Below are 25,179 nucleotides of genomic sequence, written 5' to 3'. Positions count from 1 at the left end.
ACTATATTCGAACAACATATTTCACAAGATGCTAATGTAGTTACAGATAAATGGAGAGGGTACAATCCTTTGAAAAAGAAATATAATATTACTCAAAAAGAAAGTGATAAAGGAGCTAATTTTAAAGAATTACATGTAATAATTCACCAACTTAAGTCGTGGATTAGGACAGTACCTTCACATATCAATAAGAAATATATCCAAGCTTATTTTAATGAGTTCGTATATAGATTAAATAGATCCGTATTTAAGGAAACAATTTTTCATAACACAATTGTTAAGATGGTTAAGGCAAAACCAACTTCTTTAAATATGATTAACGGAAGCTAAACAGATAACTCAAAACAACTATAATTATGATTAAAGTAATGTGTATATCTGCAGCACTAGTATGTACTGCTTTATTAGCTAATGCACAAGAGAAAATAGAAGTAATGCGCTATGAGTATCAGATGACTATGCCTAGTACAAAAGAAACAGGTGATGAAGCTGCTTCTCAAGGAGGGACAGAAATCGTTTATTTAGACATTTTAAATAATGAATCTAGATGTGTGAGTGAAGGGAATGTAAAGAGAGAAGAGACATTAATAGAGTTTTCTACTGGAGCAAAGAAGGATGCTGATATAGCAACGCGTATGGCAGCACTTAGCTCGTTTAGAAGTAAAGTGAAATGGTCTATATATAAGAATGGTTCAGACCTGAATACGTATGGTACTTCTGGTGTAGAAACGTATAATGTAGGGGAGTCTGTAAGTTTAGTGAAGTGGGACATATTACCAGACGTAGAGGAGTATGAGGGGATGAAAGTTCAAAAAGCGACAGGTGAATTAAGTGGTCGTACTTGGACAGTTTGGTTTACACAAGATATTCCATTGATAGATGGGCCTTATAAGTTTAAGAATTTACCTGGTTTTGTAGTAAAGGCTGAGGATAGTACTGGAGATTATAAGTTCGAATTGCTAAAAAGTGAAAAAGCAGCAGCTACTTATTGGTTATCTCCTAGACAAGAGAAAGCGATGAAGATCGATAAAAAACAGTGGGATAAGATCAGAAATGTGAATGCAAATAAAAGTTTCTCTCAAATAATGAATGAAAGAGGTGGTACAGCTACTTTTAAAATGGTAGATGATAAGGGGAAGGATGTAACTGATGAGTTGACTAAAAAGAAAATGGGTAAAGAGGATAAACCTATAGAGTTTTATTAATCTGAGGCATCACATTTATAAGTATCATAAAATAAAAATTAGAATATGAAAAAACTAATTATAAGTACTATCTGCACATTTACGATAACGTTAGTGGCAGTGGCTCAAGAGAAAATAGATGTGATGCGTTATGAGTATCAACTAACCTTTCCTGCTTGGACTATAGGAACAGAAAAGTCAGTGATGGGAAAGGTAGAGGTTGTCTATCTAGATATTTATAATAATGAATCCAGATGTATAAGTGCTGGTTCTGATCAGTCAAATGAGAATTTGATAAAAATGGGGAGAAATGTAGGCAAAGCAACTGATTTAGGAGAATCTCAAACAGCAGTAAGATGGTCTGTGTATAATACACAAGTAAAGCTTAATACCTATCTAAGTACTGGATTAGATAGGTATAATGTAGAGGAAATACCTAATCAGATAAATTGGACAATATCAACAGATGTAGAAGATTATAATGGGATGAAGGTACAAAAGGCTGTAGGAGAATTGAGTGGACGTACTTGGACAGTATGGTTTACACAAGATATTCCATTGATAGAGGGACCTTATAAATTTAAGAATTTACCTGGTTTTGTGGTGAAGGCAGAGGATAGTACAGGAGATTATAAGTTCGAATTACTTAAGAGTGAAAAGGCTGTTTCCTCTTATTGGTTACCAAAAAATTATTCAGATGCAATTAAGGTTAATAAAACGCAATGGAATAAGATTAGAAATTCTATAGCAAATAAGAACCTTGCTCAAATGTTAGAAGAAAGAGGTACTAAGATTAATATTAGTCAAATACGAGACCCAAAAGTGTTAGAGGAACTCTCTAGAAAAGTAGGTAAAGAGGATAAACCTATTGAGTTTTATTAAAATAAATATGTAAATCTAAAAAACGATAAGAGTATGAAGAGATTAGTTATGAGTACTATCTGTGCATTAGGAATAACTGTAGTATCAATGGCTCAAGAGAAAATAGATGTGATGCGTTATGAGTACGGAGTTACTTTTAAACCAAGTGTTGTTTCTGATGAGGTAAAGACTGAAACAGTGTATTTAGATGTATGGGATTCTTCTTCTCGCTTCTATTCTGAAGGTTATGCTAAACGTACTGAGCGTTTAACTAAAACTGGGCAATTAGCTTTTTTAGGGGTAAACTTTGATATGTCAGGTGAAACCACATTTTTTAAAGAAATTGTAGTTAAAGAAATTGATAAACAATATTACGTAGAGCGCATATCTGCATTATTAAAGATAGAATATCCAGTAAATATTGTCAAGTGGATTATAGATAGCGCGACTGAAAAGTATGAAGGTATGACTGTACAAAAAGCAGTAGGTGAATTGAATGGTCGTACTTGGACAGTTTGGTTTACTACAGAAATACCTCTTATAGAAGGACCATATAAGTTTAAGAACTTACCAGGTTTTGTAGTAAAAGCAGTAGATGATAAACAAGATTATCTCTTCGAGTTTAGAAAGAGTGAGAAGGTACAAGTTCCCTTACATTTTTATGAATATGAGAAAGCTGCTATAACTAAAGAGAAAGACCTTATTAGAGCAAGAGAGTTAAGAGCTAATAAAAGTTTAAAACAAGACTTTGCAGAAAAAGGAATACAGATTTACCTAGAAGATACTGTTGAAAATCAACAATCAATGAGTAAGAAAATAGGAGATAACACTAATTATATGGAATGGCTTACGAAATAAAGTTATGAAGAAATATTGTTGTTTTATTGTATTGTGTTTAGTGTTAGTAATGCCTAGTACTCTTATGGCTCAACAAGTAAAAGATTTTATGCGTTATGAGTATATGTTGACCTATAAACCTTTTGATAAGAAAATAACTCCTAATGCAGAACCTTTAATAGAGAAGTTTTACTTAGATGTGGATGGTAGTAGATCTTTGTTTATTAGTGAGGGTACTTATTTAGAATTTGTTGCTGACCTGAAGGAAGAAGAATCGGGAACAATTGAGTCTAAGATTCCTTGGTTTTTGAGTCGAGATGCTGGAGATACTGTTTTATATGAAATGATTAATATGTTAGATGCTTATAAAGTAAAACAGCCAGTTAATACTATTAAATGGACTATTTCAAATGAGACAGAAAATTTTCATAATATGAGAGTACAAAAAGCGATAGGTGAACTGAGTGGTCGTACCTGGACAGTGTGGTTCACAACAGAAATACCATTGATAGAAGGACCTTATAAGTTTAAGAATCTACCAGGTTTTGTTGTAAAGGCGAAAGATGCTGATCAGGATTATGTATTTGAGTTCATAGAGAGTAAGAAAGTAAATAATTACTGGTTTGAATTAAGTGAACTTGATTTTTTTAAAGAAGTAACAGATAAACAATTAAAGAGATTAAAGAATTTAAATGCTAACAAAAGTTATATGCAGATCATTCAAGAAACAGGTGGGAAACTTCTGAATGACTCTAAAGAACCTAGTGAATTTATGACTAAGAAGTTTGGAAAAGAACCTAATCCTATAGAGTTCTATTAAATAATTAATTCCCTTATTAACGATGAAATATTTAGTATATATATTCTTTTTTATGACTGTGTCTTTGCAGGCACAGGTTGTTATAAAAGGGAAAGTAAATGATGAGAATAAAGTACCTTTATCTAATGTTATAGTTTCTATTCTAAACCCAGAAACTAATGCGGTAATGGCTTACGAAATGTCAGATAGCAAAGGAGCTTTTCAGATACCTGTTAAGTCAACTTTAAGTACACTAAAGATTAAGGCTTCAACAGTCAATTATAGTGTATTCGAAAAGGTAGTAGAGAATAAGTCTCAAGATATTCAGATACAATTAGTTGATGAGTTTACTCAATTAGAAGAGATATTTGTGAAAGCATCTCCTATTACTCAACACAATGATACACTAGTGTTTGACCTAAATGCTTTTGCAGGAAAGAATGATAGAGTATTAGAAGACGTGATTAAGAAAATGCCAGGTATGGAAGTGAGTGGTGATGGTGAAATTAAGTATCAAGGTAAAGCATTGAATAAATTCTATGTAGAAGGAAAAGACTTGATGCAGGGAAGGTATGGATCGATTACTAAAGCGCTACCTAACCTTCATGTGAGTAAATTAGAAGTGATAGAAAATCACCAACCTATAAAGATGTTAGAAGGTGTAGTTCCTTCTGAGAGCCCTGCTATTAATATTAGATTAAAAAATAAGATAAGTCTTAGTGGAAGTGCTAAGATAGGAGTAGGAGGAGATCCTTTCTTGTGGAACAGCACTGTGTCACCTATGTTCTTTAGTAAAGGTTTGCAGTACTTGGTCAGTTATGATACAAATAACTCGGGTGAAGATCTTAATAATAAGTTTAGAGCATTTGGTTCTTTTGGTTCTTTTGATACATATAGATATACTAAGGATACAGGGCAGACATTATCGATGAGTGCTACCTCTACACCTGGCGTTGACAAGTCGCGTTATTTAGACAACAGATCTCACTTTGCATCTGCTAACTTTCTAGTGAAGTTTACAGATAAATTAGAGATGAATACAAATGCTTTTTATACGAATGATGAGGTAAAACAGTCTGGAGCACAATCTACTGAGATTAGGAACCTTGATGCGAATGGCAATGTCAGCGAGGTAATTAAGTACAATAGAAAGGATGAGAACAGATACTTTAAGGAAGTGTTTAATTCTAAGTTTACAATAACGAAGAATGCAAAAGATAATTACTTAAAGGATTATATTACAATTAATGTAAGTAGAAATAAAGAAAGAGGACTGATGCTTCAGAATAATGATCCTATTAATCAGAGTGTGTTATCTCCTTCTTTTACCTTACAGAATTCCTTGAGTACTCTTATACCAGTAGGAAATAACAAGTTTGCTAACTTTAAGTCGATAGTTGACTTTACTAGAGATAAACAAGATTATGATGTAGTAGCTAATGGGAATGTAAACTTTCCTGATGAGGATTTAAAGAAGTATGGTTTGTTAAATCAATCATTCTTAGATAACAGTTTTTATACTCAGAATGCTATATCTCTATCATGGAAATACAAGAAGTGGACTTTCACAGAAGAGTACAGTTTATTGTTTGAGAACAAGCGTTTTGAGACTGATTTATATGGTCAAAATAATGAACGTGTTTGGCTAGGAAGTAATTATCAGAATGATTTGACCTATAATAGGTTTGTCAATAGATTAAATTCTACAGCAAGCTATAAAGGAACATCGTGGGATATGACATTTACACTTCCTATTATTTGGTCAGCGATGAAGCTAGATGATAAGACAATAGATACTAAGAATACAAAGAATGCTGTAGACTTTTCTCCGTCTGTTTATTTATCTTATAAGATAAATAATATGTGGACATTAAGAGGAGGTAGTAGCTACAATACTAGTTATACTCCACTTAGCCAATTGTATGATCATTATATATTCAGCGGTTTGAACTTTACAGCATATAAAGGAAAAATAGAAGATACACAGAGTATTAACTCTTGGTTGCGCTTTGAGTTCAAGAATCCTTTTAATGGATTATTTATGAATGGTTCTTTGAATAGTAATTACCAAGAGAAGAAGATTATGTTAGCTCAGACGATTGATGAGAATGGACAAACAATTATAGAAGCTCTAGATCGAAAGAATATTGCAAATACACAAAGTGCTAATGTTAACCTCGGTAAGTTTTTTAGTGAGTACAGTTCTAATATTAAAGGGAGTTTCTCTGTAAATAAGAATAAGAGTGAGATATTAGTAAATGAGTCATTAAGAGATGTTAATACTTATAACTATGTTTATGGATTGCAGTTGACTAATAATTACTTTGATTGGTTAAACTTTACCTATGATTTCAATTACAATGAGACACAGAGAAAGGATATGAAACAATCAACCTATTCTTATGGTAACTCACACAATGTACGTATTGATATCATCCCATTTAAAGCACATAGTTTTATCTGGAAACTGGATTACAGAGAGAATATCTTTAATCAACAGAAATTCACTAACCGATTTATGGATGTAATGTATCGACTGAAATGGGAGAAGAAGAAAATAGACTTTGACTTCGAATGGAGTAATATATTAAATACCAAAGAATATGAACAAGTAGTGATCAACAGTATACAAACATCAACTACTAACTTTAAGTTAAGACCATCACAGTTCTTAGTATCTGTTCGTTTTAACTTCTAAAGAATATAAAAAGCCTCTAATACATCAGTATTTAGAGGCTTTGCCTTTTTAAATAGATTAGGTGTTTATTTCTATTTGTTGATGTTTTCTAAATCCCTAACGTTCTTCTGAACGCTAATTGCAGCGAATAGAGATAGTAAGTACGAGATACCGTAGAATCCTTTTTCACTTAGTGTCATTTCAGCATTTACTAGACCAATAGTAAGTAGTATGATACTTGCCATAGTACCTACCCACCCGATGGTGTAGAATAGAGGAGTTACAGGAATGCCTTCTAGTTTATCGCGTACACTCTTCTGTAAGGCAACTACTGCAAATAGCCCAAATAAGATAAGTGTAAAGTAGAATCCTTTTTCACTTAATAATATCTCAGCATTCCATAAACCAATACAATAACTCACGATACCAATACCTAGTGCTAACCAAGATACAGAGGTATAAATAGACGATGGTTTAAACCTTTCTAAGTTTTCCGTGTTAGTCTGTAGATGTGTTCTTGTGCTAGTCGTATTTTGTTCTGTACTAGTGCTTTTTTCTTTTTCTTCTTCTATCATAGGTTTTATATTTAAAGTAAATATATGTATAAAAATATTATATTTTAACAAAATTATTTATGAGTGCTCTGTTATTTTGGATAATAGTTAGGTATTGTTGGGTTTGGAGAGCATTTGGTTTATTTTTAGTAATGATGTTTATAGCTTTTTTATCTTTGCCCTATGTTAGAGATTCTTTACCAAGACGAATATATAGTAGCTATTAATAAACCTCGTGATTTATTAGTACACAAATCATTTATAGCAAGTGATATCCAAGAGTACGCAATACAGATACTAAGAGATCAAATAGGGCAGTATGTATATCCTGTACATCGATTAGATAGAAAGACTTCTGGAGTATTGTTATTTGCTCTTGATAAAGAGATTTTAAAGCAACTTAATGATGACTTTGCAACACGTAGTGTAGAGAAGAAATATATTGCTATTGTACGTGGATATACGATAGATGAGGAGACTATTGATTACGCATTGACTAATGATAATGGGCAGTTGCAGGATGCTAAGACTGCTTATAAAACTTTGCAAAGAGTAGAAGTAGATATGCCTTTTGGTAACCACTCTACTTCTCGTTATTCTTTGGTAGAAGCTTATCCAGAGACTGGAAGACAACACCAACTTCGCAAGCACTTTAAACATATCTTTCACCCTATCCTTGGGAGTCGTCCTCATGGATGTAATAAACAGAACAAACTGTGGTTTGATAGACACGGATTAGGAGCAATGTTATTACATGCTTTAGAACTTAAGTTTACACACCCAGTCACTAAAGAGCTTATAGAACTTAGAGCTACTATTGATGAGGAGTACCGAAAGTATAACGCTGTGTTAGGGTTTGACCTAGAGCAGTATTATTAGGTTAACAGTTATCGGTTTACTGTTCACTGTTTTTTTGCCTACGGCATAAGGTACTCAGAATACGTGGTGGTCTGAATTAGGATTAAATGATTTGAAGATTAATAGGAGATGTTTTGTTGGGCAGGACAGAAAGAAGAATGTTCAGTGGACATTATGAATGATGGGCTAGGAGAAGGAAGGACTATTACGCCCATACTATTGTGGATATAGATTGCGTACTCTAAAATTGCGTGAAGTTCCAAGCTGAGCGAAGTCTCCTGACTTCGTGCAATATTTCTCAAAGTGTTAAGATTAAAAAATAAAGAGACTGTAATGCCGAAGGCAAGTACACTGTTATCTAAAAACTGTCAACCAACTACTCATACCTAAGAGCCTCTACAGGGTCTAGTTTTGCAGCTTTCATAGCAGGGTAGAGACCTGAGATTATAGCTACAATAAAGGTCGTAGCAAATGCTGCTATAATAGCATTCCAAGGAATAGTAAAGTTAAAGTGCATTACTTGTGCTAAACCATACGCAGTAAAGATTCCTAACAGAGTACCGATTAATCCACCTAATTGACCAATGATAATCGTCTCAGTAAAGAACTGAGTAGCGATAGTTTTCTTTTTTGCTCCTAGTGATTTACGGATACCTATTTCTCGAGTGCGTTCTGTTACTGATACTAGCATGATATTCATCAAAGCGATTGATGAACCAAGTATAGTAATCAGTCCGATTACCCAAGCTGCGACATTCAGCATATTTACCTGTGTCATCATAGAGCGAATAAGATCATCACTGCGTTCTATACCAAAGTTAGCTGTATGAGCAGGTGTTAATCTTCGGATATTTCTGAAGTCCAGTATAGCCTGATCTACTGCTTGGTCTAATAAGTTATCTTGTAATAACCCTATTTTGATATCGTAATTTACATTAGCAGCATTAAATATAGAACGAGCGATTTGGATAGGAATAAAGACGCGTTGATCCTCATTCTTTCCAAACGTACTTCCTTGCTCTTTTAGCATGCCTATAATCTTGAATTTATACCCACGCACAGAGATGGTTTGGCCTACAGGACTGTAGTCTTTAAACATCTTTTTAGAGAAATCAGACCCTACTACACATACGAAGTGGTCATTAGCTACATCAGTATAGCTAAAGTTTCTCCCTTGAGTGACTTGTAATCCACTATTTGGCAAATAATTCTCATCACAACCAATGATAGATACCTCAGGATCAGTCTTCATTAGATCATTTTTGACTTCTATATTAGTTGCTGCATTAAATGAAATGGACACCGTAGAGAAAGGGAACAAGTACTCTTTTTTGAACTCTTTCGCTTGTGCATAAGTAATTACAGCATTGATCTTTTGTACTGACTTATTCTTAGCCATACGATCAGCTACGTCGTATTGAGAAATAGTGAATGTATTAGCCCCCATAGAAGCAAAGTCATCTAATATGGTATTGCGAAGAGCAGAAACCACTGCTAATATTCCTACTAATGCCCATATACCGATAGCTATGATGAATACAGTGATACAAGTACGCAGAAGTTGACTTCTGATACTAGACAATGCAATTCTCATATTTTCGATACTCAGTTTAAACATAATGTGGAATAGAAAGTGGGTAAAGTTCTCAATAGTAAAAATAAACAAAAAACTTAAACCACTCTAGTTATCTACAATTCTTAAAATAACTGCTAAATACCACCATTTAGCCTATACTTACAATAGGAGGATTTTAAAAAAAGTAGTAGTTTTGTCTAATAATAATACATAAAAATTAACTAGAGATGGCAAAGAAACCTGGAATTCCAAAAGGTACAAGAGACTTTTCTCCAACAGAAGTAGCAAGAAGACAATATATCATGCAGACTATCCGTCATGGATTTGAGAAATTTGGATTCCATCCCATCGAGACTCCTTCTTTCGAAAACCTTGATACTCTACTTGGTAAGTATGGTGAAGAGGGGGACCGTTTAATTTTTAAAATATTAAACTCAGGTGATTATTTAAGCAAAGTTGACGATGCTGCATTAGAGAGCAAAAATAGTTTAAAACTAACTAACCAAATCTCAGAGAAGGCACTTCGTTATGACTTAACTGTTCCTTTTGCTCGTTACGTAGTAATGCACCAGAATGAGTTAGACTTCCCATTTAAGCGTTACCAAATGCAACCAGTATGGCGTGCAGACCGTCCACAGAAAGGTAGATTTAGAGAGTTTTACCAATGTGATGCTGACGTTATCGGTTCTAAGTCGCTATGGCAAGAAGTAGAGTTTGTTACCCTATATGACAGAGTATTTACTGCATTAGGAGTACACGGAGTAACGATTAAATTAAACAATAGAAAGATATTAGCAGGTATTGCTGAGGTGATTGATGCTAGTGATAAGTTGATTGACTTTACAGTAGCTCTAGATAAACTGGATAAAATCGGGGAAGACGGAGTAAAAGCAGAGATGATCGAAAAAGGTATCGCTGCAGAGTCTATCGCTAAAGTTCAAGCTTTATTTAACTTCACAGGTACATTCGAAGAGAAGTTAGGAAAATTACGTGTAATGTTAGCTTCTTCAGAAGAAGGACTTAAAGGAGTAGAAGAATTAGCGTTTGTAGGAAAAGAAATAGAACTTATCGGACTACAGACTGCTAAATTAAACCTTGATGTTACTTTAGCTAGAGGGTTAAACTACTATACAGGAGCTATCTTCGAGATTGGAGCACCAGACACTGTACAGATGGGGTCTATAGGTGGAGGTGGTCGTTATGATGACCTTACAGGTATCTTCGGATTAAAAGATATGAGTGGAGTTGGTATTTCATTCGGATTAGATCGTATCTATCTAGTAATGGAAGAGCTTAATTTATTCCCAGAGACAGTGAGTACTTCTTCTAAAGTAATGTTCCTAAACATGGGAGAAGAAGAAATGAGCTATGGAGTACAAGCAGTAATGAAATTAAGAGATGCTGGTATCCGTACAGAAGTATATCCTGATAAAGCGAAAGTAGGTAAGCAATTCCAGTTCGCAGATAAGAAAGGTATTCCTTATGCTGTATTAGTAGGATCACAAGAAATGGCTGATCAGAAGTACACACTTAAAGAATTAGCTTCAGGAGAACAACAAGTGTTATCATTAGAAGAGCTAATCGCTAAGTTAAAATAAAGATTTAAAGACTTTGATATATAAAAGGTATGTGTTTACTTACACATACCTTTTTTTATGCCTATGAAGAAGAAATTAAGAACCTTAAAAGTAGATACAATAGGATATCTATATAGTACTCGCGTAACTTACATAGCTGAAACAGAAGAGAGTATTTTTACTATACGCTTATTTATAGATAAGTACAGTAAGTATGGCTTACTAGTACATTATAGAGTATTAGACAACTATTATGTAGGAAACCCTTTAAATCACAGTGTGCTTTTATATAACCATAAATTAGAGAAGGAAATTGTAGTTAACCTAAACCGTCCCTTGTTTGTTCGTATGGCTTTAGACTATGGATTAGAACAAGGGTGGAATCCAATAGAAGGTTCATTAGAACTTGATGGCTTAGCTTTATTGGTTAGAGAAGGGTATGATATACAAAAACTATTACCAAAAAAAGCTTTTTAGTGTATGAAGAAAAGATTAAGAACATTGAAGGTAGGTTCTGATGAGTATCTGTATAGTACAGAGGGGATAGGAACAGGTTATATATCTAAGGCAGTAGAGGGAGGAGATAAAAGTATTTTTGTGATACGAATCTTTAAAGACAAGTATAGTAAATATGCTTTACTAGTATTTTTTTGTGTATTAGATGATTATTGTATTGGTAACCCCTTAAACAGTGGTGTATCGTTGTATAATGATCTCCTAAGAAAAGAAGTAAGAGTGAATTTAAATAGACCCTTGTTTGTTCGTATGGCTTTAGACTATGGATTAGAACAAGGATGGAACCCAATAGAAGGTTCATTAGAATTAGATGGTCTAGCTTTATTGGTTAGAGAAGGATACGATATACAAAAGCTATTACCAAAAAAAGCTTAATTAAGAATGTATGTCAGTTGTATCACACAAACGACATCAATGTAGAGATAATCTAATAAGGAAAGGTGTTATATATAATGTACGGAGTAAGGAGACTTCGCGTAGTATGGGCACACTCCTACCATTTCCTGTTACAACAACACAAAAGAACAAAAAGACAAACAACAAAAATAAAAAACAAACCTTTTATCCAATAACTGATATAACTCAGTTTTAGATTGTTAGAATTTAGTAATTTTAGGTCATTGTTAATAGGAAGAGTAAAATAGATATGGGAAGTAAAAAATTAGGCAACAATCCAAAGATGATGATGTTTAGATTATTATTTGAGGATAAACCGACAATAGATTTAAACGCAGTTTTAGGAGAATTACACAAAGTATTTCCCAATGTGACATTTGAAAAGAAAGCCAATGTATTTACTTTTCCAGACTGTGAAGTAGAGTTCGAAGAGGGGATTGTACCAGCGCAGTGTGTAGTAATGCACGCAGAGGACGATAGTGTTAAGAATATTGGAGATAAGTATAAAGAGCAGAACTGGCATTGGGAAGAAGGAACCGAAGCATTAGAGAAGTGTAAACACGAAGTATTAGTCACAGACTTTTTGAGTAGAAGTCTTGAACCTCGTATACGTATCGTGTTAATGCAGCAGATGCTTTTTGCTATGGCTAAGGTTAGTCAACCGGCAGTAATTGTATCAGAGCACGCAGAGAAGTTAATAGATCCAGCAGTGTTTATGCAGGATTGTTTAGACCCTAATTATGTTGCATTAGACCTTATGGTCAATGTTCGTTTATACAATATTAACCAACCTGAGTATAAGAATCTGTTGATGGATACGATAGGGTTACACGCATTAGGTGTATCAGATTTTCAATTCTTTTTTGACGATGATACTTTGGTTAATGATATAGCTAATCGCCTATGGGATTATGCATATTATCTGATGGAAGCAGGAGATGTCATAGAAGATGGACATACCATAGAAGGACTAGTAGCAGGTAGTAAGTGGAAGTGTCATAAAGAGTTTTCGACCTCTCAGCCTAGACGAACTGTCATAAATCTAGAGATGGATTAGAAGTAAATAGAACACACATCACTTAAATATATTGAATTAAGCGCTGGAGAGTAGTAGTTGTCATAAGCTATTACTCTCCTTTTTTTATTTGCCCCATCGAAGAGATTAGATATATCTCATTTATACGTCTTATTTTATCTAAATATAGTAGTGGAATAGACTAGTATAGGTCCCCTCATTTTTATTATAACAATAGATAATATTTATGATAAATAGAATTTATCATAGAATAAAATCTATCGTTTGGAAGTACAGAAATACCCTGTCTTGACATAATACATTTGTGAAAGTAAACAATAAAACAAATTAATAAACACAAATTATTATGCTCAAAAGAAGTGTGATGATGTCAGCTTTACTAGCTACATCTTTTATCCAAGCTCAAGTATTAACGACTAATACAGGAAGTCCTGTAGGGAGTAATCAACATTCAAAAACAATAGGTAATAACGGACAAGTGTTATTAGAAGACGTTCACTTAATAGAGAAGTTAGCAGCCTTTGATCGTGAGCGTATTCCTGAGAGAGTAGTACACGCTCGTGGAGCAGGTGCTTTTGGAGAATTTGTAGCTGCTGCAGATTTTTCAGACGAGACTATGGCAGACTTCTTATCTCAGGCAGGTAAGGTCACTCCATTATTAGTACGCTTCTCTACAGTGACACATCAGCAGGGTTCACCTGAGACATATAGAGACCCTAGAGGATTTGCAGTTAAGTTTTATACAGAACAGGGTAACTATGATTTAGTAGGAAATAACTTACCTGTATTCTTTATCCGCGATGCGATTAAGTTCCCAGATATGGTACATGCATTTAAACCATCACCATTGACTAACGGAGCTTCAGATCCTAATAGAGTATTTGATTTCTTTTCTAATCTACCAGAGTCAACGCATATGTTTACATGGTTATTCTCAGACTATGGTATCCCAGCTAACTTTAGACAGATGGAGGGTAATGGTGTACACGCATATAAATGGGTGAATGCAAAAGGAGAAGTAACCTATGTGAAATATAAATGGGTACCTCGCCAAGAAGTTAAAAACTTGACACAAGAAGAGGCTAATGCTATCCAAGCTACTTCTGTAGAGCACGCTACTCTAGATTTATATCACGCTATCGATAGAAAAGAGTACCCAGTTTGGGACTTATATGTACAGATGTTAAAGAGAGAGGATTTTGATGCATTAGATTTTAATCCTGTAGATGTAACGAAGATATGGCCAGAGGCAGTAGCTAAATCTGTGAAAGTAGGTACGATGACTTTAAATGCTAATCCTACTAACTATTTCCAACAAGTAGAACAAGCAGCCTTTGCGCCAAGTACTTTAGTGCCTGGTATAGAGCCATCAGAAGATAAGTTACTACAGGGACGTATGTTCTCTTATGCAGATACACAACGTCACCGCCTAACAGGTAATTTTCAACAAATACCTGTAAATGCTGCTAAGAATCAAGTTAATACGTATAATCAAAATGGTTATATGTCATTAAGACCACAGTCAGGTGATGTTAACTATCAACCTTCGACTACTAAACCTGAAGTAGTAGACGATGCGAAATTTAAGTATTCTAAATCAGAGTTCTTCACACCAGTTAGTACAACTCAACATGTGATAGATAAAGAAAATAACTTTAAACAAGCTGGTGAATTATATCGTTCGTTCTCTAAGAAAGATCAAGATAATCTAATCAAGAATTTAAGCGGTGCTTTTAACTCTATTAAGAACAAAGTTATAGTATATAAAATGGTTGCTTATTTCTATCAAGCCGATAAAGACTATGGGACTCGTTTATTAAAAGCTACTAATGTGAAGTTAGAAGATATCAAACCTTACTTTGAACAAAAATAGATAAATAACTCATTAAGATTCAACATGGATATATCTATTTCTCAGTATTTCTAATCAACAAGTTGTATTGAGATTACAAAACATTATTCTTGGGTATAAGCTTATATTTTATATTATTTACTTTCTACCTCCATTTTATACCTAGTATTGTTTTGAGAAGATGTATTTGTGTTGGATTTATTTTTTAAAAATGTAATATGAAAAGATATATTGTATTCAGTTTGTTTCTATTAATGACACAGTTGAGTTTTGGACAAGATATATTTACATCAGCCAGAGAGAATAACACTATTGCTATTCAGCAATTAATCGAACAGAAAGTAGATCTTAATCAAGTCAATGAACGTTCGTTTACCCCTTTGATTATCGCAGTATATAATAATAGCCAGGATGTAGTAAAGTTGTTATTAGAACAAGGAGTAGAATTAGAAACTCAAGATGCTATGGGGAATACTGCTTTAATAGGAGCAGTATTTAAGAAGAATGTATCATTAGTTAAGTTATTACTAGATAAGGGAGCTGAGGTAAATAAAAGCAATACTAATGGAGCAAGTCCTTTAATTTTCGCTGTTACTTTTGGCAATGTAGAGATAGTGAAGGAGCTATTATTAGCAGGAGCGGATAAGGCACTTAAAGATAGTAGAGGATTTACTGCTTTAGACCACGCGAGAACACAAGAAAATATAGAAATGATAAAAATACTAGAGTAATAAATACCCCACAATTCCTTCATAATATGGAGCGAACAATTCCTTTTTAAATAGTCGAAAAGTAATTGTTCGCTTTTTTATTTTTAATTGTATTTTTATCATCTGTAGTAGAATTAAATAAGTAAGGAGAAATGGAAGTGAGTAGTGGTGGTTTTCAGTGTTTTATAGATAATTATAGTGAGTCAGATAGCGAATGGCTAGCTTTGGAGTGGAATGGAAAGTATGGTGGTAAGTTTAAAGACGAGAACTATTTTTTTAGAATCCAGATAGCAGAGCTAGTATGCGAGCAGTTAGAGACAGTAGATTTACAGCTATTAAGAGATTTATTTATAAACTTGGGAATGGTCACTAAACTTAATTTTTCGGTATATAATAAGTTTCATTTATTAGCTGAGACTTTGTTAGAACGCGGAGGAACTTACTATTTATATGACTACCTATGTGCAGCACACATTTCTTTCGATACCTTTTTAAGTACAGCTAGAATTGAATTGAGCAAGGAAAGAAGAGATGAGTTATTAGCTTATTTTGATTATTTAAAAGCTACAGAACAAGATGGCGAGGTACAAAAGATGCTCTCAGAGCATATGCGTAATCGCTTAGTAGAATTGAAAACTAAAGAGTAAATATGAAAAGATTATTAGCTATTGTATTCCTGCTAATGGGAGTTAGTGGATTTAGTCAAGAGAGTGCTCTCTCTGCAACAGCTGTAGAAAAAGTTACCTCTCTGATTGACTTGTTTGAAAATGAGAATAGAGATGGTATCGCTAAGCGAGTGGTATATCCTTTAAAACGTGATTACCCACTACCTGATATTACTACAGAGTTTGAATTTGTAAGCAAATTTGAACAGTTGTTTTCTCCTGAGTTTTCAGCGAAAATTTCACATTCTGTTATCGAAGAATATACAGATATGGGATGGAGAGGAATTATGTTTGACCTTGGGCGTATGTGGATAAATGAAGAAGGAAATATTACAAAAGTGTATGATCAAACTGAAGCAGAGAAAAAAATAAGAGAATCTCTAATAAATGCAGATAAAAAGAATCTTCACAAAAGTGTTAGAAAATACTTCGAACCTTATGCAGTGATAAAAGTAGGGGATGATATCTGGAGAATAGATAGAAAGAATGCACAAGTAATGCGTTTAACACAATGGACTGCGGGTAAGACTATGGCAGAAGCTCCTGATGCTATATTAGAAGGGACTGAAGATATACAAGGTACAATAAGAAGTAGAGTATTATACTTTTTAGACAAAAGAACGAAAGGGACTATCACTATATTGATGGATGACCTAGAATCTAATGTGCCAAATCAAGTATCTATCACTATAAAAGATAGTGCAGAGAAGGAAACTACACTAGTAGGCAAATCAGATAATTAAATCAATATATCAGATACAAAGAAGGCTGTGATCTATAGATTACAGCCTTTTTTGTATATCAATTTTTTTAAAGTATCTGTACAGTATTAATGGCAGTTTTGTTCAGTATTATTTGAATCAGTTTTGACTGAGTGATAATTCTGTATTGACTCCGTTAATTTCATTAAAATAGCAGGGTCACAACGGACTTATAGCGGAGTCACAGCGGAGTCATTCGATAGCCAATTAATGTGGGATAGATGCAAAACAGCAACTGTTTATATAATAAATGTTGATTGTAGAAGAAGTAAAAGTGAGACACTACAAGATATTGAGTTAATGATTACTCTAGGTTATAGCATGGATGTGATAATATAAATAAGTAGACCTACTAGTCCTCCTACGAGTGTACCATTGATGCGGATATACTGTAAGTCTTTACCTACCTCTAGTTCTAGTTTATCACTTAACTCCTGACCGTCCCAACTCTCCACAGTATTGCGAATGAGTTGCCCTACTTCTTTAGTATTCTTAAGTGCTACTCTATAGATAGTATACTGTATCCACTTGTTTATTTTAGCCTTGTTCTCAGTATTATTCTCTAGGTCTATAGCTATTTTAGATAAGCTAGATGAGATATAACTGCGCAGTGTGGAGTTCTTGTCTTCTAGTTGGTGAAGTAAGCTCTCTTTAGTAGATGCCCATAAGTCACGCATATAGGTATCGATAGTCTTGTCTGTGATAAACTGACTAATGATTTCGTCAAATTTAGCTTTCCAAATAGGAGAAGCTTCTATGTCTACAGCTAACATTTCTAATCGAAGTGTAATCTCTTTTCTGATCTTGTGATGAGGGTCACGTTCAATATCTCCTAAGAAAGTGTTGATACCACTGATTAGTTGGTTGGTGACAGCTTTACCCCCTATAAGTCCTAAGATAGGCTTTTTTTCTACTACGTTATCATATATTTCTTGGCGGTGCTCTTCTACATACATCTGTGCTTTAGGTAGTATGATATCTAGTAGTCTATTGTGTTCATTCTTTTCTATAGCATACATCAGCCCTTTAGACACAAAGCCTTGTATGTTGATAGCAGCGATACCTTCCTTCGCTTTCGCTGTCATTAGATGAATAATGTTATCGTCATTTAGATCTGTTAGTATCCTTTTGGTCAGAGAGGTTATTTCGCTTTCTAGTATAGCTTGATTACTAGGTTTGTTTAACCAAGTAGAAATCATATTAGCTAGATCTACTTTCTCTACATAGGGTCTGATATTATCTGCTGTCAAGAAGTTATCTGTGACGAAGTCTCCTAAATTATCACCTATTTTATTTTTGCTATTTACGATAAGGTTAGTATGCGGGATAGGCATTCCCATCGGATGTCTGAAGAGTGCAGTGACAGCAAACCAGTCTGCTAAAGCTCCTACCATAGCTGCTTCTGAGAATGCCTTGACATATCCCATCCACGAGGCAGGTGAATGTCTGATAGCATATACCATAATGATATAGACTATTGCCATCAATAGGAATAAACCAGTTGCTATTCGCTTGTGTTTCTGTAATTGCTTTTTCTTATCAGTCATTATTTCTTCTTTTAGCAGTACTAAAATAATGAAAAAAGAGAGTTTAAAAACTCTCTTTTTTAGTGAATGTCATTAATTCGAATGTTTTAGGGTGTCTGAAGGTGATACTTTCAGCGTGTAAGTACAATCTATCTGCTTTAGTACCATATAGGTCATCACCTACTATAGGAGTGTTTAGCCCATCGGGATGTGAGGCGTGCATACGCAGTTGATGTGTGCGTCCTGTGATAGGGTAGAAATATACTTTCGTCTTACCATCTTTGCGCTCGATTACTTCCCATCTAGTCTTAGCATACTTTCCGTATTCATAGCAGACCATCTGTCTCGGTCTATCGTCAAAGTCTATTCTCAATGGAAGTTCAATAATACCTTCTTCACCTTCGATGATACCGTCTAGTACAGCTACATATCTCTTCTCTAAGCTCTTTTTGATAAACTGACTTTGTAATGCCTTATGAGAGTCCTTGTCTTTAGCGATGATTAAGATACCTGAAGTAGGCATGTCTAATCGATGTACGATAAGTGGACCTGTAGCATTAGGGTAGCGAAGTTTCATACGCTCATATACTGAGTCTAGTATATAAATACCAGGTACAGATAAGAAGTCTTCAGGTTTGTTTACGATAGCGAAGTACTCATCTTCATAGACTACATCAATAGGTCTGTTTAGAGCTGGGTTTACTAATAGAGGGTTGTCATCTACATCTAATCCTTCTAACATATGTCCTAAGATAGGCTCACACTTTCCACGACAAGAAGGGTAGAAGTGTTGATGTTTGCGTATCTCAGACTTCGGAGACTCTCCCCACCAAAATTCACCAAGTGCAATAGGAGTATAGTTATGCTCATATGCGTACTGTATCAGTTTAGGAGCAGCACAATCCCCTGCTGCTGCTGGAGGTGTCTGTAATACAGTTTTGGCAAAGATGTCTAATAAACTCTGTTCTTCACCTTTATAATTTAGGAACTTATAAGAGGCAAACAACTTTTGTTGTAAGCCATTTGATTTGTTCTTGCGTTCTTCTTTTAAGAAGTTTAGTTCTTCTTCTATACTCGTTGTAATATCTCTAGAGGTATTGATTTGTTCTTGCCAATACTCTGTCAATACGCGCAACTCATATTTATCTCTTAAACTCTGTCTAACTAGGTCGTCGTTTAGGGCTTGAAACTCTTCTGCAGACAAGATACTCTCTTGTTCTTTACGGATAGCCTTGCGTTCGTTCTTTAATATTTTTAGTTCAGCTTTTCGCTGTTCTATCGCTGTTTTTTCGTCTGCTAGTTGTTGTTTTAGCAGTGCTTTTGCGTTGATATAGACATGGTCAGCTTCTAGCTTCTCTATTTTAGCGTTGATAGTATTGATAGCTTTTACCTCTACTTCTTCTTTTGCAAAAAAGCCTTCCTCATTCCACAGGTCAAATATTAGAGGTACATATCCTTCTAAGTCTGTATAACTTCCCAATTTACCAGAGAATCCTGCTAAGTAGCCTAATTGCCCTTCTTCATTCTTTACTACTAGTACGCCAAACATCTTACCTGTAGGCAAGCATTCAGGACTGTCTTGATCAAATAGCGGTGCTATAAGAGGGTGTGCACTTAACTCTTGCTGTAACTCCTCTGCAGCAAGTATAGTCAGTGGATGTGGTTCGTAGTAAAAAGGAAAGGTAAACTTAGTCGGCAGTTCGATAGACTGCACATCACTAGTAAACGTTCTAAAGATAGCTTTAGGCTGAGACATTTATTGTATTATTTAGACCGCAAAATTAAGGATAAAAGATAAATAGGAAAGAAATAGCGCTAATTTTAGGAGATAGATTAACGCTATTTCTTGTGAAGAGTATTACTTCATAGAATCTTTCATTTCCTGTACTATTTTCATTACGGTCTGTTGAGCATTAGTAGTACCACTATTAGCTAGGATGATATAAGCTGTATTCGTTAGCCCATCTATCTGTGTATAGCTAAAGAATGTACCGTCTGAACCTGCGTGATCATATAGTTTCATTTCTTTTGTAGTAAGGTTACCCCATCCGATAGCATATTTCTCTCTACTATTAAAAAGGAAATCATAGGTTTTTGCAGATAGAGTATTGCTCTGACCTGACAATCCCTTTAGGTTGAGTTGGATATATTTGATGTAGTTTTCTATATTCATACTTAGATCACCAGCTGGCTCGATAAGGCTTAGTTGGTAGTTATAAGTAGGAGGTACAGACTCTAATACATCATACTGTAAGGCGTGCCCCCAAGGCTGGTTGTCTAAATTGCGGTTTGGCCAACCGATGACAAATTCTATACCTAAATCTTTAGTCAGAAATTCTTTAGTTAGTTCTTCCCATGATTTGTTAGATACTTTTTCTAACATCGTTGCAGCTATACTGTATCCTGCGTTTGAGTAAGTATATCCATCAGGTGATTCTATTGGAGCAAGAGTTAATACGTGTTTTGCAAATGCTTGTCTCTGTTGTTGTTTGTTTCCTTCAAAAACTGGTAAAGACAAACGCTCTGTTCCACTTGTGAAAGCGTGTACTTTAGCTCTATGTGAGAAGTAGTCTTTAAGTGTAGCATTGTAGTAAATAGGATTTGCGCCTTTTTTAGTTTCTGGGAACAGGTCAAAGAAGGTCGTTTCCCAGGTTATTTTCCCTTGTTCCACAAGCTTTGCAGCTATAAATCCAGTGATTGCTTTGGTGTTTGACCCTAAGTGAAAGTAATCTTGTATGGATGCATTAGAGGTGTTGTTCTTTTCGTTGAACTTGTGATGACCTGAAGCACCTTGTTTGATGATTTGGTCTTTCGTGATAATTGCATAAGTTACTTCTGGCACATTGTATAGATTGCGTATGCTGTCTATTTTAGTATGTAGATCCTGACTATATGTACTACTACTCCATAGTAATGTAAATAGGGAAGTAAGTATAAATAATTGTTTCATAATATGAAGTTTTTATTAAAGAAACTAAAGTAAGAATATTAAAGATAGAAAAGAGTTTCTGTAATTTGTTTTGATTTAAAGTGTTTGTATTTAAGTATATTAGTAAAAAAAAATAAAGTTATGGGATTAGATATGAGACCTATGGGTAAGGCAAAACCTGGTTTTGAAAAGAGGTATTATGAAATTATGGATATGATTAATAATGATGAGTATCCACAACCAAGTTTTTGGGATAAATTAAGAGGTAAAAAAACACCAACAAGAGAAGATCTTCTAGCAGAATGGTTTGCTAATCTTATACCTACTTATGAGACAATTAAAGCTCCTAAAGTAGGAAGGGATAAAGAAGCAAATGAATGGTTGAAAAGTCTGTATGACGGTATTGAAGAGAAGCCTTCTACATTTGAGGATTTTATGAAGGAACATGCTGATTATTATGTGATAGGCTTAGCAAAAGAGTTAGATGGTGTACCATTATATTGTTCTTATGGTCAGGATGAGAATGTATTGAGAGGACAGTTTTTAAATGATTGTATTCCTTTGATTGGAGAAGATTTAGTTCACGAAGCATGGGAAACAAAGAAAGCTGATGCTACATTAGATTATGGAAATAGATTAATGGAGGCTGCGGATCAAATAGCTAAAGAGAATAATTTAGAATATCTAAAAAGTCAACGCGAAATACCTGAAGTAGATGAAGAGTCAATAGAAGCACGTTTGCATATATTGTACGCTGTGGCTAAATGGCTAATATTTTATGGAAATAATGGACATGGTTATGAAGCTGATTATTAATGGCTATATGATATTTATGGACTACTTTTTGTGGAGACTATATTGTTGTCCAATTTTAAATTATAGCTATGAAGAGAGTTTTGTTTGTTGTTAGTTTATTGGCTGGAGCTACATTAATGAGCTGCTCTTCTCCAGAAGATGCTCCTAGTATAGAAAGAAGGGAGTTTCTGTTGAGTGATAAGGTGTATGAGCGTAAAGTAAATGCGCTTAATGGTTTAATGGATAAAGCAGGTTGGGAAGATAGTGTTGAACCTTATGATTTTTATTCATCAGAGAATAGAAGACATTTAGAGAGTGGAAACTTAATTGATTTTGAGATTTACATAATGGAGTTAATGTCAAAAGAGGGGTTGCGAATGGATGAAAACATAGAAGTGATGAAAGAAGTTGCAAGTGAAAGACTGTTTTATAAATGGAATTATTATCAATCTACGTCTAGGTACTGGTATTATGTATATGGAAAAACGAAGTATCTAAACTATTCTATTTTTTAGATTTAAACTTATCTAAGAGGGAGTAAATAGTGTGTTATTTGAGATGATTATGACTTGTAAACTCCTATTAAATAAGCCTAAACAAAAGAAATACGAATAATATTCAAAAAAAGTTTGTTTTGTTGCTTTTGCTTTTTGTGACTTAACGAGTTAAATAGTATCTTTGGCGACTCAAAGTATTAAAATAATACCGATATGTTTGATAATTTAAGTGATAAATTAGATAAAGCCTTTCATATCCTTAAGGGACACGGCAAGATTACAGAAGTCAATGTAGCAGATACTCTAAAAGAGGTTCGTAGAGCTCTATTAGATGCCGACGTTAACTTTAAGATTGCTAAAGATTTTACTAATATAGTAAAAGAAAAAGCCCTAGGACAAGAGGTACTTACAACTTTACAACCAGGACAATTGATGATCAAAATCGTTAAAGACGAGTTGACTCAATTAATGGGAGGTGAGGCTGCAGGTATTAACTTATCTGGTAATCCTTCAGTTATTTTAATGTCAGGTTTGCAAGGATCAGGGAAAACAACTTTCTCAGGTAAATTAGCAAACTTCTTAAAGACAAAGAAAAATAAGAAACCTTTATTGGTAGCGTGTGACGTATATCGTCCTGCGGCTATTAATCAGTTACATGTAGTAGGTGATCAATTAGGTATAGAAGTATATTCAGAAGAAGGAAATAACAATCCTGTACAAATAGCGGAGAACGCAATAAAACATGCGAAAGCAAATGGGTTTAACGTAGTGATCGTCGATACTGCTGGTCGTCTAGCAGTAGATGAGGAGATGATGACTGAGATCGCTAATATCCACAAAGCGATTACTCCACATGAGACACTATTCGTAGTGGATTCTATGACAGGACAAGATGCTGTAAATACAGCAAAAGCTTTTAACGATAGACTTAACTTCGACGGGGTTATCCTTACTAAATTAGATGGTGATACTCGTGGAGGGGCTGCTATTTCGATTAAATCAGTAGTAAATAAGCCAATTAAGTTTATTGGTACTGGTGAGAAGATGGATGCTATCGATGTGTTCTATCCAGATCGTATGGCTGACCGTATCTTAGGGATGGGAGACGTTATCTCGTTAGTAGAGCGTGCACAAGCTCAATATGACGAAGAAGAAGCTCGTAAGATCCAAAAGAAAATCGCTAAGAATGAGTTCGGTTTTGACGACTTCTTAACTCAAATCCAACAAGTAAAAAACATGGGTAGCATGAAAGACTTGATGGGAATGATACCAGGAGTAGGAAAAGCGATGAAAGATGTAGAAATAGAAGATGATGCGTTTAAGCATATCGAAGCTATTATCTACTCAATGACTCCTGCTGAACGTTCTAAACCTTCTATAATCGACGTGAAACGCAAGACGCGTATCGCTAAAGGTTCGGGGACAGATATTCAACAGGTTAATCAATTGCTTAAGCAGTTCGACCAAATGAGCAAAATGATGAAGATGATGCAAGGGGCTAAAGGGAAGAACTTAATGAGAATGATGAGTCAAATGAAAGGAATGCAAAGATAAAATAAGAGAAGGTTTAAGGTTCGTTATGAGGTTTAAACCTTCTTTATTTATATAACAACACACACTTATTAGAATTTTTGATGCAACTACTAGACGGAAAAAAGGTATCGGAAGATATCAAGAATGAGATTGCTGTTGAGGTTCAACAGATGAAATCTCGTGGAGAAAAAGTACCTCACTTAGCAGCAGTTATTGTGGGAACAAATGGAGCAAGTTTAACTTACGTAGGAAGTAAAGTTAAGTCTTGTGAGAAAGTAGGTTTTGAGTCTACATTAGTTTCTTTGCCAGAAGATACTACAGAAGAAGAACTTTTAGCAAAAGTAAAAGAGTTGAACGCTGATCCAGCTATTGATGGATATATCGTTCAATTACCGTTGCCAAAACACATTGACGAACAAAAGATCTTATTAGCTATCGATGCGGATAAAGATGTAGATGGGTTCCACCCAACTAACTTTGGTCGTATGGCGTTAGAGATGGAAACATTCTTACCTGCTACTCCTTATGGTATCATGGAGTTATTAGAGCGTTATAAGGTAGAGACTGCTGGTAAAAACGTAGTAGTTATCGGTCGTTCTCATATCGTAGGTCGTCCTATGAGTATTCTATTGAGCCGCAAAGGATATCCTGGTGATGCTACTGTGACACTTACACACAGTCGTACTAAGAATATTGCTGAAATCACTAGAGAGGCTGATATTATTATCTCTGCTTTAGGAGTACCTTACTTCTTAAAAGGAGATATGGTAAAAGAAGGTGTTACTGTAGTGGACGTAGGTATCACTCGTGTACCAGATGCTACTAATCCTAAAGGATACGTTATCGCTGGTGATGTGGACTTCGATGAGGTTAGCAAAAAAGCTGCTTTTATCACTCCAGTACCTGGTGGTGTAGGTCCGATGACTATCGCAATGTTATTAAAGAACACTTTATTAGCTCGCTCAAGAAGAGCTAAAAAAGGAGAATAAGAAATAAGATTATTCTATATATGAAGAGAGATGAGAGATCATCTCTCTTTT

General features: G+C 34.6%; 24 protein-coding genes. 19 read left to right on the top strand and 5 right to left on the bottom strand.

The features are described 5' to 3' along the window. From BMX53_RS17050 to BMX53_RS17025, 6 genes are all read left to right on the top strand, one after another. A partial coding sequence (locus BMX53_RS17050; protein WP_143061417.1) for a transposase occupies positions 1–330 on the top strand: 330 nt, incomplete at its 5' end. 26 nt (positions 331–356) lie between these two features. Beyond that, on the top strand, positions 357–1,205 hold the full coding sequence (locus BMX53_RS17045) for a GLPGLI family protein (protein WP_074747949.1): 849 nt from the start codon (positions 357–359) through the stop codon (positions 1,203–1,205). A gap of 45 nt (positions 1,206–1,250) precedes the next feature. Further along, on the top strand, positions 1,251–2,066 hold the full coding sequence (locus tag BMX53_RS17040; RefSeq protein ID WP_074747947.1) for a GLPGLI family protein: 816 nt from the start codon (positions 1,251–1,253) through the stop codon (positions 2,064–2,066). Between the two features lie 33 nt (positions 2,067–2,099). Beyond that, positions 2,100–2,903: a GLPGLI family protein gene (locus tag BMX53_RS17035; protein WP_074747944.1), complete on the top strand. Its 804-nt coding sequence runs from the start codon at positions 2,100–2,102 to the stop codon at positions 2,901–2,903. Positions 2,904–2,907: 4 nt separating this feature from the next. After that, on the top strand, positions 2,908–3,702 hold the full coding sequence (locus tag BMX53_RS17030; protein ID WP_074747942.1) for a GLPGLI family protein: 795 nt from the start codon (positions 2,908–2,910) through the stop codon (positions 3,700–3,702). A 22-nt stretch (positions 3,703–3,724) separates the two neighbouring features. Beyond that, a complete protein-coding gene (locus BMX53_RS17025; RefSeq protein WP_074747940.1) occupies positions 3,725–6,379 on the top strand; it encodes a carboxypeptidase-like regulatory domain-containing protein in 2,655 nt (884 codons plus the stop codon). Between the two features lie 71 nt (positions 6,380–6,450). Here BMX53_RS17025 and yiaA read toward each other — a convergent pair whose 3' ends face one another. After that, positions 6,451–6,933, bottom strand: coding sequence for an inner membrane protein YiaA (yiaA, locus tag BMX53_RS17020; protein ID WP_038987763.1), 483 nt, complete (start codon positions 6,931–6,933; stop codon positions 6,451–6,453). Between the two features lie 162 nt (positions 6,934–7,095). Between yiaA and BMX53_RS17015 the strand changes: the two genes are divergently transcribed. Continuing rightward, the gene (locus BMX53_RS17015; RefSeq protein WP_038987761.1) at positions 7,096–7,791 is read left to right on the top strand and encodes a pseudouridine synthase; all 696 of its coding nucleotides are present in this window, start codon (positions 7,096–7,098) and stop codon (positions 7,789–7,791) included. A gap of 355 nt (positions 7,792–8,146) precedes the next feature. Here the strand turns inward: BMX53_RS17015 and BMX53_RS17010 are convergent, their stop codons facing one another. After that, positions 8,147–9,388, bottom strand: a complete 1,242-nt coding sequence (locus BMX53_RS17010) for an ABC transporter permease (protein WP_074747937.1) — start codon at positions 9,386–9,388, stop codon at positions 8,147–8,149. A gap of 185 nt (positions 9,389–9,573) precedes the next feature. On the opposite strand from BMX53_RS17010, the gene hisS reads away from it, so the two are divergent. From hisS to BMX53_RS16970, 8 genes are all read left to right on the top strand, one after another. Further along, positions 9,574–10,944, top strand: a complete 1,371-nt coding sequence (hisS, locus tag BMX53_RS17005; protein ID WP_038987759.1) for a histidine--tRNA ligase — start codon at positions 9,574–9,576, stop codon at positions 10,942–10,944. 63 nt (positions 10,945–11,007) lie between these two features. Further along, on the top strand, positions 11,008–11,400 hold the full coding sequence (locus tag BMX53_RS17000; RefSeq protein WP_240485493.1) for a hypothetical protein: 393 nt from the start codon (positions 11,008–11,010) through the stop codon (positions 11,398–11,400). Between the two features lie 3 nt (positions 11,401–11,403). Beyond that, positions 11,404–11,814, top strand: coding sequence for a hypothetical protein (locus BMX53_RS16995; protein ID WP_038987757.1), 411 nt, complete (start codon positions 11,404–11,406; stop codon positions 11,812–11,814). A gap of 271 nt (positions 11,815–12,085) precedes the next feature. Then, on the top strand, positions 12,086–12,892 hold the full coding sequence (locus BMX53_RS16990; RefSeq protein ID WP_074747934.1) for a DUF4261 domain-containing protein: 807 nt from the start codon (positions 12,086–12,088) through the stop codon (positions 12,890–12,892). Between the two features lie 325 nt (positions 12,893–13,217). After that, positions 13,218–14,744 carry a catalase gene (locus tag BMX53_RS16985; protein WP_074747932.1) on the top strand — a complete coding sequence of 509 codons (1,527 nt, stop codon included), beginning with the start codon at positions 13,218–13,220 and terminating at the stop codon, positions 14,742–14,744. Positions 14,745–14,941: 197 nt separating this feature from the next. Then, on the top strand, positions 14,942–15,454 hold the full coding sequence (locus BMX53_RS16980; RefSeq protein WP_240485494.1) for an ankyrin repeat domain-containing protein: 513 nt from the start codon (positions 14,942–14,944) through the stop codon (positions 15,452–15,454). A gap of 131 nt (positions 15,455–15,585) precedes the next feature. Continuing rightward, positions 15,586–16,080, top strand: coding sequence for a hypothetical protein (locus BMX53_RS16975; RefSeq protein ID WP_074747930.1), 495 nt, complete (start codon positions 15,586–15,588; stop codon positions 16,078–16,080). A 2-nt stretch (positions 16,081–16,082) separates the two neighbouring features. Next, complete coding sequence (locus BMX53_RS16970) at positions 16,083–16,841, top strand: hypothetical protein (protein WP_074747928.1); 759 nt, start codon at positions 16,083–16,085, stop codon at positions 16,839–16,841. Positions 16,842–17,173: 332 nt separating this feature from the next. On the opposite strand, the gene BMX53_RS16965 is transcribed toward BMX53_RS16970, so the two are convergent. The 3 genes from BMX53_RS16965 to BMX53_RS16955 all read right to left on the bottom strand — a co-directional run bounded on the left by BMX53_RS16965 (position 17,174) and on the right by BMX53_RS16955 (position 21,335). After that, a complete protein-coding gene (locus tag BMX53_RS16965) occupies positions 17,174–18,406 on the bottom strand; it encodes a DUF445 domain-containing protein (protein ID WP_074747925.1) in 1,233 nt (410 codons plus the stop codon). A gap of 43 nt (positions 18,407–18,449) precedes the next feature. Then, on the bottom strand, positions 18,450–20,141 hold the full coding sequence (locus tag BMX53_RS16960; protein ID WP_074747922.1) for an RluA family pseudouridine synthase: 1,692 nt from the start codon (positions 20,139–20,141) through the stop codon (positions 18,450–18,452). Positions 20,142–20,243: 102 nt separating this feature from the next. Then, positions 20,244–21,335: a serine hydrolase domain-containing protein gene (locus BMX53_RS16955; protein WP_074747919.1), complete on the bottom strand. Its 1,092-nt coding sequence runs from the start codon at positions 21,333–21,335 to the stop codon at positions 20,244–20,246. Positions 21,336–21,455: 120 nt separating this feature from the next. Here BMX53_RS16955 and BMX53_RS16950 point away from each other — a divergent pair, with 120 nt between their 5' ends. The 4 genes from BMX53_RS16950 (at position 21,456) to BMX53_RS16935 (ending at position 25,128) form a co-directional block, all read left to right on the top strand. Beyond that, the gene (locus BMX53_RS16950) at positions 21,456–22,130 is read left to right on the top strand and encodes a hypothetical protein (protein WP_074747916.1); all 675 of its coding nucleotides are present in this window, start codon (positions 21,456–21,458) and stop codon (positions 22,128–22,130) included. Positions 22,131–22,198: 68 nt separating this feature from the next. Further along, positions 22,199–22,624, top strand: coding sequence for a hypothetical protein (locus BMX53_RS16945; RefSeq protein WP_074747913.1), 426 nt, complete (start codon positions 22,199–22,201; stop codon positions 22,622–22,624). Positions 22,625–22,819: 195 nt separating this feature from the next. Then, a complete protein-coding gene (ffh, locus tag BMX53_RS16940; RefSeq protein ID WP_074747910.1) occupies positions 22,820–24,160 on the top strand; it encodes a signal recognition particle protein in 1,341 nt (446 codons plus the stop codon). 80 nt (positions 24,161–24,240) lie between these two features. Next, the gene (locus tag BMX53_RS16935; protein WP_063176498.1) at positions 24,241–25,128 is read left to right on the top strand and encodes a bifunctional 5,10-methylenetetrahydrofolate dehydrogenase/5,10-methenyltetrahydrofolate cyclohydrolase; all 888 of its coding nucleotides are present in this window, start codon (positions 24,241–24,243) and stop codon (positions 25,126–25,128) included. The last annotated feature ends 51 nt before the right edge of the window (positions 25,129–25,179 follow it).

The sequence above is a fragment of the Myroides marinus genome (assembly GCF_900109075.1).
Lineage (GTDB): Bacteria > Bacteroidota > Bacteroidia > Flavobacteriales > Flavobacteriaceae > Flavobacterium > Flavobacterium marinum_A.
The sequence above is the reverse complement of the archived record's forward strand: the minus strand, read 5'-3'. Positions and strand labels throughout refer to the sequence as shown.